The following is a 13,449-nucleotide window of genomic DNA, read 5'->3' on the forward strand; positions in this document are numbered from 1 at the left end:
CTCGCAGCGTTACCGCTTCGATTCAACACGCTGCTGCATAAAGCGCATCACATCGCGCCAAGACACCATACCTACCGGCTGTGACTTTTCATCGACAATGGGAATACAGGATATTTTGTTGCTATTGAATAGCTCAATAGCGGTGAAAATTGATGATTCTGGAGACAGAGTAATAACCTCGCGGGTCATTATCTGATGCGCCCTTTTGTCCAGCGTTGCCCTATCGGCCATTCGCTCACTAATAGTATCAACAAATGGGCTAACGGCCTTCAATAAGTCTCTGTCCGAAATAATACCCTGTAGCTTGTTGTCATGAACAACCACCAAGTGATGAAAGCCCGTTGCGGCAAACAGTTCGCGCAAAGACTGTAAACTGTCATCCATATAAACGCTCACCACGCGTTTAGACATTATATTTGCAACACTCATACTAAAGGTCTCGTTTTGCTATTGAGTTAAATTGAAGCTGTAAGATTCGAGGATAAAAAGTGCACCAAATAAAAGCAAGGACAACTGCCGTTGACGCAAAGCCCAACACAATCATCATTTATAAAATAATAAAGTAATAAATCGAAAGGATTATGTATAAAAACCCGCTAGCAAGAGCCCGCAATACCCCTTAGACTGCGAACATAAAAATAAAAACGACAGGTAAACCGCAGTGTGCGTAAAGCATACTACAACAAAGGCTTTCGTACGTAACTTTACGCTACAGAAAGGCTCATACTTATCATTTTAGCAACAAGGGTTCTCAATTCAATGGCACAACAAAAAGTAGGTTTAGTGGGCTGGCGCGGTATGGTTGGCTCAGTATTAATGCAGCGCATGCAAGAAGAAAACGATTTTGCGCATATTGAGCCCACCTTTTTTACCACCTCACAAAAGGGCACACCTGCCCCAGTTTTTGGTAGCAATTCCGCAAGTGATGGCACTCACAATGGAAATGGTGTCTTAGAAGATGCCTTCGATATTGATGCACTTTGTCAGCAAGATATCATTATTACGTGTCAAGGCGGTGATTACACTAAAGCCGTTTACGAAGACTTGCGCGCAACCGGATGGAATGGCTATTGGATAGATGCAGCGTCTGCACTTCGAATGAATGACGATGCTATTATCGTACTCGACCCGGTTAATATCAGTGAAATTACATCTGGCATAGACGCTGGCGTTCGCACGTTTGTGGGCGGCAACTGCACCGTCTCATTGATGTTATTAGCACTTGGTGGTCTGTTTGAAAAAGATTTAGTTGAATGGGCATCGCCGATGACCTATCAAGCTGCATCGGGTTCTGGCGCTAAACACATGCGAGAGCTTATCTCGCAAATGGGCGCTATTTCTGACAATGTAAAAGCTAGCATTGAAGACCCAGCGACCGCCATTCTTGATATCGACCAGCAAGTGGCAGAGTTTATTCGCAGTGACGATTACCCCAGTGAACAGTTCGGCGTACCGCTAGCGGGCAGCCTTATTCCTTACATTGACTCTCAGTTACCGTCTGGGCAAAGTCGCGAAGAATGGAAAGCGCAAGCTGAGGCAAATAAAATATTAGGCATTAGCAACGCTGCGCAAAAGGAAATACCTATCGACGGTATTTGCGTGCGTGTTGGTGCAATGCGTTGTCACAGTCAAGCCATTACCATTAAGCTTAAAAAAGACCTTCCTGTAGAGGAAATAGAAACAATTTTGGCATCACACAACGAGTGGGTAAAAGTGGTTCCTAATGATAGAGACGCTACTATGCAGGAGCTTACTCCCGCCAAAGTAACGGGGACATTAACCATACCTGTTGGTCGAGTTCGCAAACTTGCAATGGGGCCAGAATATATTTCCGCTTTCACCGTAGGCGATCAGCTTTTATGGGGTGCCGCAGAACCACTTCGCAGAATGCTGCGCATAGTATTGGCTGCATCTGAAAATCAGCTTTAAAAAACGGGCTGTGGCTTTCCTAAATGCGCGAAAAATTGATGTCGTAACTTGATGTCAAAAGATGCGCAATAACATTTTTGCATTTGTAATAAAAAGCTCCGTTTCTGCAAAGAAACGGAGCTTTTATGTGAGAATAGCTCGTCCTATTCAGGGCATCAGCTCGCTGGCCGACAAGTGCGGCGACCCCGCTCCGTTTTTTTCAGCTCGCTTAACCAATGACACGATATGGCTATTCACCGGAGTATGGATATTGAGTATTGCGCCTTTACGCACAACTTCCCCGTTTAGAAAATCGATTTCAGTTGGCCTGTTGAGCTCTAGATCTTCATACATGGAAGAGCGTGCTTGAGGGTCTATTTTTAGCGTGGAGGCGGCAACCAACTTAAAGAGGCCGTTTGGGAGTAACAAAATATACGGCATAAGAGAGGGTATAACCTTACCCAATCGCGCTGGCGTAATCCCTTTAGCTTTAAGCACAGCCAACGCCTCTTTTTGTACTGCTGCGACTACTTTTCGATAATCTCTATTACCTAGCTGTTGCTGAAGTGGAATACCAGAGAGTGCATTAACCGCATTATTAAGGTTAATAATTAACTTACCATACTGGACGCTAGTCAAATCATTATAAACATCAACGGGCAGTGTTGCATTGTGTAGCTGCGTGAGGAGTGCCTGGCAAACATTATCTTTATTTTCTATTGCTAAGCTGCCTTGAGTGCCACAATGAAAATGCCCTTCACCTTGATAAAAAATATTAAACGGAACCATCCCCTTCAATACTGTTTGTTGCAGTGAGGCTTGAAGCAACTCGCCATTGCCAACGCCGTTTTGAAAACTCACCACTACCGCATTTGGGGAGGCATATTGCTTTATCAATGCCGCTGCACTCTCTGTGTCTAAGCTTTTAACGCACAGTAATATGAAGTCGGCTGCAGCAAGTACATCGTTATCTGTAGTGAAATGAATTTCACTGCCACTCACCGTGCTATTTCGATGTTCCCAATCGGTTAATCGCAACCCGTGCTGCGCAATATCGTGTTGTAAGCGGGCTCTTCCCACCAGACTTACATTGGCCCCAGCGGCAATTAGACACCCACCAATGTAGCACCCCACGCTGCCTGCGCCGAGTATGACTATTTTTGTAGTTTTATTATTTGTCATTAGTTTCAAATCCAGTAGAGCATTAATTGGTTGGCGCTACGTAATCGACATTTTTTGTTAGCCTGCTACGACCTACTAATAAGACGAGCTATTAACTTCAATCATCTAAAACATCTTATTTATCGGCCTAACCATGGATGCAGTCGCATATCCCACCCTTATTGTTCTGCAATATAAATCAGCAGTATGCCAACACATTAGATAGTTAGGTTGCTCTTAATCCATCAAAAAGTAAACACGCCAGTTGCCTGTTTATATGTTTGCTCTCCTTTGCAACCGACGAATGAATGAGCGCATTTTTTTGAGCGTAAAGTAAAAGAAAGCGAAACAAACAAAGTCGAAAAAAATGTACTTATACTTTGAAAGAGAAGAGGCATTTAACGCTAAGTCTGCCTCACCAATAAAAGACATAGGGTTAATAGAAAACGGAAGGTTTAAATAACTAAGAACACTGTATTGAAGAAGTTTACTGCATAGTGTTATGCCAAGAAGAAGAACGACTCCATCGAAAATTTTGTGAGCGAAAGATATGTTTTTCATAGCGCAGCCCTAAAATGTATAAATCTGTGCCAGAAATAGCGACAAATGAAACACGTTATTGTGATGCGTATAAGCTTAGTGCAAACGGCTGTTGATAAACTACTGTACCCCAGCCCTAAATTAGCACCGTTAGAAAGTATCCCTAATTATTACCGTTAAATGATGCTTTTATTGCAGAAGATATTTACCCATTGCACCTTCAGATATCTACTCACGTATGGAGTACCGCGAGTTGTATTTTGCACTACAGATGTGTCTTTCAATACATTTGTAGTAGCATGTCGCTCTAGTCAAATGGTTTTAAAGAGGCGCCAATGTCAGATGATCAACAAAATAAAACTCAACAACCCATTCAAACAGTAAGCGACCTTGCAAAACACCTTGATTACTCGTTTCTCAACAGCCTTGTTATGGACCCAGATGCCAGAGTCGATGGCAGTGAGCACAATCCAAGACAAGTTTTCTCAGGCCATTACGTACCGGTAACGCCTACCCCAATAGCTAACCCGAAGTATGTCGCTCATAGTCACACCTTCTTTAAGGAATTGGGGTTTGATAATAGCCTGGCTCACACGCCTGAATTTATGCGCTTATTTTCTGGTGATATGTCTTCCCTCCCCTCTGATATAAAACCACATGGGTGGGCTACCGGCTATGCACTGTCAATCTACGGCACTGAATATATTCAGCAGTGTCCATTTTCAACAGGCAATGGGTATGGAGATGGGCGAGCCCTTTCTATATTGGAGACAGTGACTAACAAAAAGCGCTATGAAATGCAGTTAAAGGGCGCAGGCAGAACACCATATTGCCGAGGTGCCGACGGCAGGGCTGTGTTGCGCTCCAGTGTGAGAGAGTTTTTAGTACAAGAGCATATGCACGCACTAGGCATTCCTACGTCTCGTTCCCTCAGCTTATTTATGTCTCAGTCGGAAACGGTGGACAGACCTTGGTATTTGGAGGGGTCGAACTCCCAAGACCCCGAAGTGATGGTGCCAAATCTCGTGGCCATATCAACCCGCGTTGCCCCCTCATTTATAAGAGTAGGTCAATTGGAGCTTTTCGGAAGAAGGGCAAGAAGCAATCAACACCCTTCGTCTTTGCAGGAGCTTAAACTGCTGGTTGAGCACTTAATTGAGCGTGAGTATAAGAATGATATTGATACTAACCAGCCATTTGAAGCTCAGCTAGTCGCCCTTGCTACTGCGTTTCGAGACAGACTCACATCGCTCGTGGCGCACTGGGTTCGAGTAGGCTATTGCCAAGGTAATTTCAACAGCGACAATTGCGCGGCGGGAGGTTATACACTGGATTACGGACCATTTGGGTTTTGTGAACTGTTCGACCCAGCTTACCAACCATGGACGGGTGGAGGTCGCCACTTCTCATTCCTTAATCAGCCCGTAGCAGCAGAAAAGAACTTCGGCATGTTTTGTCGTGCAATTGAGCCATTGCTTACCGACACGCCACAGGAACTAGAGGCACTGCGCAATATAAACGAAAACTTCGCCTCGGTTATGCAGCAAAAAATGAACACCATGTGGGCAGCAAAACTGGGGCTTGCTGCTTATGATAATGAACTACTGCTTCAACTTTTACACTTAATGATGCGCACGGGTGCAGACTTTAACCACTTTTTCAGAGAACTATCTCACCTTCCTAGTGATGTTGAAGCGCTGACGACGAGTTTTTACGCACCACTAAAAGAGGATATGGTTGCTCAGTGGAATAAGTGGATTCAAAATTGGCGAGCACAGCTAGAAAAATCAGGTGAAAAGTCATCTGAAGAGACAGGGAAAGAGTCAGATAATGTTGACGAATGCGCGAGAAGAATGAAGCTTACTAACCCTAAATTTACGTGGCGTGAATGGTTCGTGGTGCCAGCGTATAAAGACGCAGAAGGGGGTAACTTCGAACGCATTCACGCTTTGCAAGACATGCTTACCAAGCCATACGATGAACGGTCAGAACATGAGCAAAGCCAGTATTACCGGTTGCGCCCAAGAGAATTTTTTGGCGCGGGTGGCATTTCTCACTATAGTTGTTCTTCTTAACACCGCGCAGCACACATAGCACCCAGAGCGAATACAAGTTACTTCAAAATGCTGTTTATATCTAAATTAAGGCGCTGTCATCTCAGACAGCGCAATCAGTTTCATCGTTATTTTGCTTCGACAAAACGCTCTTCTAAGTAACCAATAATTGCTTTAGAGTCATACATCCATTCAACGCCTTTTTCGTTTTCGATGCGAAGGCATGGCGTTTGAATTTTTCCGCCGCCCTGTAACAACTCTTCTCTATAGGGCGAACCCTCTGATACGTTTCGCTTTTGAATGGGTACATTGTATTTATACATTGCTCTTCGCGTTTTGATACAGAAAGGACAACCAAAGAATTGGTACAACGCTAATTTCTGACTTTCTTCAGCCACTTGCACTTGCTTTTCTGGCGAACGCTTTAGTTTTGTGCCGCGGGTAATAACATCGAAAAACGCGATGATGGCACCGAGTAAGTTGCGAATAAGGTTTATAAAGAGTTTCATTTTACAGCTCTACTAACGAATGATGAAAAGACGGCGTGATTGTACTACTTAGTGTCACCTGTTGATAATTAAGATCGGGAAATTTATTGATGTGCGCAATGCTAGCGTTCGTATTCTTAAAAAAGTTTTTAATTCTTCTATATCCATACGCTGAGCGTGATACATAGAAAAACGAGACGCCCTTACCTCATTCATAGCCCTTTGATGAGCAAACAGCATATGCAGAGGAAAACTTGTGCTAATGTGTAACATTAGGGCGTGATATTTATACAAAAAGAGAAATGATGAAAAAGCTGTATTTATTACTTTGTTCTTTAGCGCTTGTAGGCTGCTCTATTACCCCGCCTGAGCTGGGTATAAGCGGTGAATCGCTTAAAGACTGCCCTGCTACTCCTAACTGCATTAGCAGCATAAACAATGGCTCTGGGGATATGGCACCAATTATATTCAACGGTTCAAAGGCAAACGCAAAGGAAAAATTGCTTAGTATAATACGTTCACTACCTCGAACTACCGTAGTTGAAAAACGAGATAATTACTTGAGAGTAGAGTTCAGGTCGCAATTATTTGGCTTTGTTGATGATGTTGAGTTTTTACTATCTCAAACACAAAGTAATAAAACGAAAATTGACTTTAGGTCGGCATCACGGCTCGGGTTGTCCGACCTAGGTGTAAATAAAGCGCGAATGAAAAAAGTTACTGCGTTGTTTGCCAAGTAATACCTTTTCCGGTTTTTAGGATAAGGTAATTCAACTAGACTAATGGCTGACAGCTTTCACACCAATATATCCGGCGCCCATTCCGCTGCCCTTTAATTATTGGTGTAACACATTCTCTACAAGGAAGTTCCTCGCGATTGAACACCATAAACCGAACGCTTTCATAGCTTCCCTTGGTTTTTGCAAGCGCAGTGGCAATACTCGTTGGCACTGTATGCCCTCGTGTTTTATACGCTCGCTTACCTACCGCTATCGTTTGTCTGGCAAGGGCCTCTATTTGCTCTGAGTTTAACTGCTTAGGTTTGTAGTCAGGATGCACGCCTGCGGCAAACAGTATTTCACTTCGCAAATAGTTACCAATACCCGCTACAAAATGCTGGTCGAGATACAGCGCGCTTAAACTGCGATTGCAGAAACGCGCTGAAAGAAGTCGTTTACTGAGGGTTTGCCACTTTAAATTCTTCTGCAGTATGTCTGGACCAATCTTTGTCAAAAATGGATGGGCGAGAAGCTCTTCAGGCTGATAAATACCAATATCTGACGCACTATAAAGCAATGCGCTCTTTTCCTTGGTGTGAAGCGCTAATCGAAGAGAACGCTTGGTAGCGGGTAACTCGCCTCTTTTTGCTGTCATCCAAACGCCATAAAGTTGATTATGAGAGTAAACCGAAAGCTGATTATCGAAATGAATAAGCATGGCCTTTCCTCTCGTCTCAACTTGCTCAACCCGTCGGCCTTTAAGCTTGGCAGCGCCTTGAGTTAGGTGAGGCAAACCAACTTCTATATCTTCTATCTGCTGACCTTCAATAACCTTAGCAATTTTATCCGCAGCAAGACGAATTTCAGGACCCTCTGGCATTTCACTAAACCCTTATGCGGATAACAATAAAACTAATAATACTAGGAATTTACGTTTGAAATCTGTGAAGGGATTTTAATTTTTTTGGTAGTTTATAAACCAAAGTTATTCAGACACAAAAAAGCCCCGTTCTTTTCAAAGAAACGGGGCTTTTTTGTTTATTTGGCGGAGAGAGAGGGATTCGAACCCTCCCCCCTTTAAGTAAGCAATTGATTTTAAAAAATAAAGTGATGATAAATATGGGTATTATTTAATAGTTTTTTGCTCTCTCTGATCCCAAATTGATCCCATCATTTAGGTAGGTTGAAGCTTGGCTTCTTCTTCACTACTTTCCTAGCGCAACAAAGTAAACTAAAGAAAAACATTAGTAATATACTAGGTTCTGATACATTTACGATATTTGAGTTCTGAGCTTTCTCCCTAACTAAAGCGACACCAAGGGTTCTAGTGTGTACATTCATGTTACCAGTTAAATGGGAAACATATATTTCACTCGCATAAGGACGATTGAATGTTGTGCTAAAAAAGTCTCCTTGTACCAGAACTCTGTTGGGTGCCTGTACTGTTGAGGTATTTTCACCAAACTGTGCGTAGGAATAAGATAAAGGATCTACACCCGTAGTATTGGCAGATAAGGTGTAGGTATTTCCGAATAATGTCGTAAATTGTGTAAATGGATCTTCACTTAAATTGTCACCTCGTACATAAGGTCCCTTTTTATCTTGAAAGGTGCGGTAATCAGTATCAATCTCTAGTCCAAAATTAAATGTATTAAGTAAACCAGCGACTTGTTCATTATTTGCTAATTTCCAGCCACCACCATCGTAACTTTGAGCTATTCCCGAAAGAGCCTGGTTTGGAGATAAGTTAATAGTTTTTGACCACTGCAACCACTCCAAGTTATCACTAGAAGAGATAACTCCTTTGTCAGTATCTAGCGAATAACCATTAATCGAAATAATACTCGCGCTACTAGGTGCGTGAACACTAAAAAACAAAAAAGTAATTAAATAATATGGTCTTAACGACATACAACATCCATGTAAAAAATTAATTTGTCGTGAAGACTAAATCACTTAAGTAGCATTTACAATATACCGTTGACGTCGAATCAATCGAAATCATAAAAAATAGTCAGCAGTTTGAAAATCTTTTTAAGTTAAAAAATTAAGACTCGAAATTTTCTACAAAATTCGAAACTACACTTAACAAATTAGTACAATTATCATCCAAATTACCAAGTGAAATATTCTGTAAAAACCTTATTAGTGATGGCTATTATGGACTATTTGGCAGGTGAATTAGTTTGGGTTGACGCTCAATAACAACAGAGTGTATGGACTCCCAAGCTTTCAATTTTTGCTTATTATCTAAATTAATTCGCATTGGTACTGTCGGCTGCCGACACTTCTCTTTCTTTTTTAACCGATTTTTTTCTAGTGGCTTATTTTCGGTAGACCAAAGATTATCTAACTTGATATTAATCATTTTAGTTTTTTCAGGCGAGTTGCGAAGCTGAACCGCACCTGCATAAAACTTTATTGTTGTTGAATGATTCGCGTGAGTGAGCTGTTTACAAAAATCTTCGACAGCGACCCCAGCATCCTGAAACGTTTTTACTGCCGTATGTCGCAATTGCTTTGGAGGTATTGGCTCTTCAATGCCTGCATATTCTTGCAATCGATAGAATTCTTTTCTGTATTCTTTTTCAGTGTAAGGATTTCCTGTAGCTGGGTTGATTACGAGCGGCGTGACACTCTGAAGCTCCACTTCGTTATTCTGGTTTAATACTTCGAGTTGTCTGCTACTGTAACCCTGGGCATCATCTATTAAGCGCTCTAAATAGAGTTTAGCTACATCGAATACGTCTACAACACTCAGACATTTATTGTATGTTTTGGGTTGTTTGAATTGTTCGAGAACAAGAGACCGGACTACGTTAATCTTATAGTCACCATTTTCGTCTCTTAACACATCTTCCAATGCAATAGCGCGAGCTTCACCAGATCGTGTAGCAACAGACTTTGCAGTTAATAATGCTGAATCTCTTATAATGTGTAAGTTATGTTGCAACAACTCTTCATGACTCAGCGCCTCTAAAGTCTGTAGATCATCTACTGAAAGTGTTTTTGTATCGTCAACTGTTTTTTCTTGTTGCTCGAATCGAGAGAGGTATTTCTTCAGCTTCTTGAAATCAACTGCGCCTTGGTTTACCAGCGTGATATTCATAAGCTTCGCTCTGGATATTATCTGCTCTAACATCCATAACGTTTCTTTGATTGTCTTCCAACTAAGTGCAGAATTATCTAAATTGGATGTAACCCAACTCTCTACATCATAATGATTAAGTTTTTCCAGTGGTATATGATTAAAATGCTTCACAAGTCGATTTAGAAGCGTTTTATAACCTTTTATAGTTGCAGGCTTTAAACCTACCAGCTCATTGCTCTGGTAATCTGCGCAAACATCTTTGACCGTTATTCTTACTGAGCTACGCTTCTCACATCTTGTTTTCTCAGTAATGAGATCACACTCATTTGCGATTATGAGTTCTTTTGATCTCTTTGCCGAAGATACCGCCCCATTAAATGTCGCATCACCTAAATTTATTCGTATAGGCTTACCTTTTACCCTCTTTGCAAATCGAATCACTTTTCCATGATTGCTTAAATTTACGCCTCCCAAATCATCTATAAGAAGCTTAAGCACTGCTTTATCAAGCAAGACATCACAGTTTTGTACCAACCACTCAAAGTCTAACTCGCCGTTTGGGAGTAGACCATTTATTGTAGTTTGGCTATTGGGAAGCATCACTAAACGTCAGTTTTGGAAAAGTCTGAGACGCTACACGGTGTGAATCATAGCTGGTTTAACGATAAATAATGAATACATATTACTGCTCTCTGAATACTAGGTTGAGAACAGTGTAAAGAAAAATCCATTTTCTCCCTAAACTTCTATGTTTTTGAAAACGGTAAATTTATCTATATTTTTCAAGTGTTTATTAATAACAATAGAAATTCTCAAAAAAATAAATTTATTTTTTTGGCTTTATCAGAAGGGTATTTATTCCGAAGGGTGCCATCCATGGCGAGGACATAATCGTTTCATATCCAATCAAGTAGGCTTTCAAAAGTGGCAATTTTATGACGTTAATCAAATCTCCAGAGTGTAGTGAGTAACAATTCACGGCCACTTTTAGCTCTTGAGTCATCTTTATAATATGCTCTCATACCGAATAACACTTTATGAAGACAAACAAGGTTCAGGAAAACAAAGCCTAGGTTTAACGTCAAAAAAAACGAAGCGAGGCAAATACCGCTGACGGTGCCCAGGGCAAGGCAAATTACTTGATGGGCCTCCAACTCACTCACCAATCACCCCAGCTATCATCAAACGAATGGTCCGTGGAAGTATCACTTAAATCATCATCTAAAAAGTTCGTCGTGGTGGCGTCATCAAAGCTATCAGTGTTAACACTTAAAATACTCGAAGTTCCAATATCCATATCAGCTGTGTCTGATTCATCAATTGAATTGCTCATTTGATGCAAGCCATCCATTAGTGCTAAATCGCTTTCAGTTCCTAGTTTGTCGCAGACACCAAGTGGATTGCCTCCGACGTCAATATGAGAGCAACTATCGACAAACGGTAAACCTGAGCAAGGATTGACCACAGTCAAAGAGCTGTCTTCCATACCCGATGGCGAATCAATCGTTTCTGATTGAGTAAAGTCAGTCTGGTGAGTAAGGTGCGGTATGCCAATAAGTTCTATCAACGACATTATCTTTTTCATTAAATTCTCCGTTAAGTGATTGTCTACAGTAGAAAATTTAATGAAATTGTGATACTTTTCAAATTCTTTGACTGCAACGTTCAGCAACAAAAATTTGCCGAATGTCTATCTTCCTCTTGTTTATTTCGGTTATTGGCCTCTATCAAGGATAGAGCGCAGAGCATCGTCACTTATCTTCCGTCATCCCACTGATTTAAAAAGTCAGCTAAAACATCACCGTGACAAGATTCAGGTTTACAAAAGCACCCTAGTCGCTTTCCAGCTAATTTATAAACTTCTTTTTTTTCTTTATTTGGAAATTTTTCAAAGTCGAAATCATATTTATATTTACGTATTACTTCTTCTCTATCATCCCCCTCTTCAAACATTGAATATGGATTACCCCAGTAAGACCCCCTCCCAATGTATTCATAGCTAGGTGTACTCTTTTGCGATTGATACTCGGTTTCACGCTTTATATTGATAACCCTAGTCAATTTTACTCTTATCAATCTGAACGGTTTATTATTCAAAGTTAATGAATTTGTTTCTTCAGCAAACTCTTCACCGTCATCAAAAATAATAGCATGTGAAATGTCATTTAATCTCCAAGCATCCACCTTACGGCTGACAATATGACCAGAGCTTTCAGCACATATTTTTTGAATCAATTCGTTTGGATCATCGGTAAAAATAATTTCAACCTTTCCTAGAGTTGAAGTGATTTTTTGCACCTTTCTTACGAATTTTGAATAGCAGTTGAAAGGGCTTGGATAAAGTATTAGAACGCTGTTCATTAATATAAGTGTTTCACTGTTAATTCTAGGTTAGAGTGCTCGTTTAAGTATTGTATGACCAAGCTTCGGTGGCATAAATGGGGTTCGTGTTCACTACAAAGTAAACAACCATTATCAAGCAGACTTGACGTAATCAACTTTTCAATATTTCTTTGGCTCATAAGGTTTAAAAATTTGTCTTCATAGGCTATCCAAGGTATTTCGCCTTTTTTATAGGCACCAAGCATTTCCTTGGTGGGAGCTAACTCTGGCGAGTGTACGTAATCAGCCCCACAAAGTTCTTTTAAGAAAAACTGAAGATCGTTTTTTTTCGCAAAGCCTGCTAGCTGCGAGACATTATTTAATCTTACGTCAATAAGTGTCTTAACGTCAGATTCTCGCAGGAAAGTAAAAAATGTTTCCGCATTTTTTTTCGTAAAGCCAATCGTATATAAATTCATCACGTCTTCCTTAAAAAATAGTCGCAACTAATTTAAAGCAATTACCTTCATACTCTTCTCCTAAGCTAATGCAAAGTATCCCTTTTATAGCGCTCTTATCTTGAAAAAGAGCGTCGAAACTGGGATCGGTCACAGGTAAGTCATACCCATAACCATTGTATGTAAAAGATGCTCTTCTTTTTTTAAACGGACTGAGATATAGAGTTAAATTTGTCACTTGCACTAAATATAAGCTTTGAGAAATTACTAGTTGGCCGGAATCAATAGTCGCATACCTTACCCTATCACCTTTTCCCCATAAATCTGATGGGTGGTCTAAATAATTGACAATGTTATTACCCCCTAAGGTGAAGTTTTGTTGCCAAATACTGTCATCAATCAAGTAGTTTTCAGGTTGGTTTATCAGTGGCGCATGAGCCGAAAGACCGATAGTTACCTTTTGTAAAGGCTTTACGTTAAAGGTGCCGTGAGGGTTTCGGCACTTAGCTTGGCTATGTGTTAATTCCTTACCACAACGGTCCGACACGGGTCTTACCCAATGCTTTCCGTCCAATGTTTTTCCGGCAACGCAATGCTGGCCGTGTTTAATAGAGTTTGCAAAAATTACTGTTTGTATCGATTGCTGATTCATAAAAGGCACTCTGAAGTTAATAACTCCTATAGTAGTGCCAAAATCAAACCATAAAT

At 40.9% G+C, this 13,449-nt stretch carries 13 protein-coding genes; 3 read left to right on the top strand and 10 right to left on the bottom strand.

What is annotated here, in order from left to right; all coding sequences use genetic code 11:
- Positions 1-9 precede the first annotated feature (9 nt).
- The gene (locus GTQ48_RS06435; protein ID WP_163105691.1) at positions 10-429 is read right to left on the bottom strand and encodes a CBS domain-containing protein; all 420 of its coding nucleotides are present in this window, start codon (positions 427-429) and stop codon (positions 10-12) included.
- Between the two features lie 330 nt (positions 430-759).
- Between GTQ48_RS06435 and asd the strand changes: the two genes are divergently transcribed.
- Positions 760-1,929 (top strand): aspartate-semialdehyde dehydrogenase, encoded by a 1,170-nt coding sequence (gene asd, locus GTQ48_RS06440; RefSeq protein WP_163105692.1) that lies wholly within the window; start codon positions 760-762, stop codon positions 1,927-1,929.
- A 147-nt stretch (positions 1,930-2,076) separates the two neighbouring features.
- Here the strand turns inward: asd and GTQ48_RS06445 are convergent, their stop codons facing one another.
- Positions 2,077-3,090 (bottom strand): 2-dehydropantoate 2-reductase, encoded by a 1,014-nt coding sequence (locus GTQ48_RS06445; protein ID WP_163105693.1) that lies wholly within the window; start codon positions 3,088-3,090, stop codon positions 2,077-2,079.
- Between the two features lie 854 nt (positions 3,091-3,944).
- On the opposite strand from GTQ48_RS06445, the gene GTQ48_RS06450 reads away from it, so the two are divergent.
- Positions 3,945-5,684, top strand: a complete 1,740-nt coding sequence (locus GTQ48_RS06450) for a protein adenylyltransferase SelO (protein WP_163105694.1) — start codon at positions 3,945-3,947, stop codon at positions 5,682-5,684.
- Between the two features lie 107 nt (positions 5,685-5,791).
- Here the strand turns inward: GTQ48_RS06450 and GTQ48_RS06455 are convergent, their stop codons facing one another.
- Entirely contained in the window at positions 5,792-6,172 is a 381-nt protein-coding gene (locus GTQ48_RS06455) for a glutathione S-transferase N-terminal domain-containing protein (protein WP_163105695.1), read from the bottom strand.
- Between the two features lie 281 nt (positions 6,173-6,453).
- Between GTQ48_RS06455 and GTQ48_RS06460 the strand changes: the two genes are divergently transcribed.
- Positions 6,454-6,891, top strand: coding sequence for a DUF1499 domain-containing protein (locus GTQ48_RS06460; RefSeq protein WP_163105696.1), 438 nt, complete (start codon positions 6,454-6,456; stop codon positions 6,889-6,891).
- 34 nt (positions 6,892-6,925) lie between these two features.
- Here the strand turns inward: GTQ48_RS06460 and nei are convergent, their stop codons facing one another.
- The 7 genes from nei to GTQ48_RS06495 form a co-directional block, all read right to left on the bottom strand.
- On the bottom strand, positions 6,926-7,750 hold the full coding sequence (nei, locus tag GTQ48_RS06465; protein WP_163105697.1) for an endonuclease VIII: 825 nt from the start codon (positions 7,748-7,750) through the stop codon (positions 6,926-6,928).
- A gap of 290 nt (positions 7,751-8,040) precedes the next feature.
- Positions 8,041-8,781 (bottom strand): hypothetical protein, encoded by a 741-nt coding sequence (locus tag GTQ48_RS06470; RefSeq protein WP_163105698.1) that lies wholly within the window; start codon positions 8,779-8,781, stop codon positions 8,041-8,043.
- Positions 8,782-9,028: 247 nt separating this feature from the next.
- A complete protein-coding gene (locus GTQ48_RS06475) occupies positions 9,029-10,474 on the bottom strand; it encodes a tyrosine-type recombinase/integrase (RefSeq protein ID WP_163105699.1) in 1,446 nt (481 codons plus the stop codon).
- A 646-nt stretch (positions 10,475-11,120) separates the two neighbouring features.
- Entirely contained in the window at positions 11,121-11,546 is a 426-nt protein-coding gene (locus GTQ48_RS06480) for a hypothetical protein (protein ID WP_163105700.1), read from the bottom strand.
- Positions 11,547-11,716: 170 nt separating this feature from the next.
- Positions 11,717-12,322, bottom strand: coding sequence for a DUF4326 domain-containing protein (locus GTQ48_RS06485; RefSeq protein ID WP_163105701.1), 606 nt, complete (start codon positions 12,320-12,322; stop codon positions 11,717-11,719).
- Positions 12,322-12,762 carry a DUF488 domain-containing protein gene (locus GTQ48_RS06490; RefSeq protein ID WP_163105702.1) on the bottom strand — a complete coding sequence of 147 codons (441 nt, stop codon included), beginning with the start codon at positions 12,760-12,762 and terminating at the stop codon, positions 12,322-12,324. The genes GTQ48_RS06485 and GTQ48_RS06490 overlap by 1 nt, the downstream gene beginning before the upstream one ends.
- A gap of 10 nt (positions 12,763-12,772) precedes the next feature.
- A complete protein-coding gene (locus GTQ48_RS06495) occupies positions 12,773-13,393 on the bottom strand; it encodes a dual OB domain-containing protein (protein ID WP_163105703.1) in 621 nt (206 codons plus the stop codon).
- Between the last annotated feature and the right edge of the window lie 56 nt (positions 13,394-13,449).

It is taken from the genome of Alteromonas genovensis, assembly GCF_010500895.1.
Lineage (GTDB): Bacteria > Pseudomonadota > Gammaproteobacteria > Enterobacterales > Alteromonadaceae > Alteromonas > Alteromonas genovensis.

Excerpts from the sequence above, each read along its gene's own strand:
- GTQ48_RS06495 (WP_163105703.1), bottom strand. The coding sequence starts at position 13,393 with ATGAATCAGCAATCGATACAAACAGTAATTTTTGCAAACTCTATTAAA.
- asd (WP_163105692.1), top strand. The coding sequence starts at position 760 with ATGGCACAACAAAAAGTAGGTTTAGTGGGCTGGCGCGGTATGGTTGGC.
- GTQ48_RS06435 (WP_163105691.1), bottom strand. The coding sequence starts at position 429 with ATGAGTGTTGCAAATATAATGTCTAAACGCGTGGTGAGCGTTTATATG.
- GTQ48_RS06480 (WP_163105700.1), bottom strand. The coding sequence starts at position 11,546 with ATGAAAAAGATAATGTCGTTGATAGAACTTATTGGCATACCGCACCTT.
- GTQ48_RS06470 (WP_163105698.1), bottom strand. The coding sequence starts at position 8,781 with ATGTCGTTAAGACCATATTATTTAATTACTTTTTTGTTTTTTAGTGTT.
- GTQ48_RS06450 (WP_163105694.1), top strand. The coding sequence starts at position 3,945 with ATGTCAGATGATCAACAAAATAAAACTCAACAACCCATTCAAACAGTA.
- nei (WP_163105697.1), bottom strand. The coding sequence starts at position 7,750 with ATGCCAGAGGGTCCTGAAATTCGTCTTGCTGCGGATAAAATTGCTAAG.
- GTQ48_RS06485 (WP_163105701.1), bottom strand. The coding sequence starts at position 12,322 with ATGAACAGCGTTCTAATACTTTATCCAAGCCCTTTCAACTGCTATTCA.
- GTQ48_RS06460 (WP_163105696.1), top strand. The coding sequence starts at position 6,454 with ATGATGAAAAAGCTGTATTTATTACTTTGTTCTTTAGCGCTTGTAGGC.
- GTQ48_RS06445 (WP_163105693.1), bottom strand. The coding sequence starts at position 3,090 with ATGACAAATAATAAAACTACAAAAATAGTCATACTCGGCGCAGGCAGC.
- GTQ48_RS06455 (WP_163105695.1), bottom strand. The coding sequence starts at position 6,172 with ATGAAACTCTTTATAAACCTTATTCGCAACTTACTCGGTGCCATCATC.
- GTQ48_RS06490 (WP_163105702.1), bottom strand. The coding sequence starts at position 12,762 with ATGAATTTATATACGATTGGCTTTACGAAAAAAAATGCGGAAACATTT.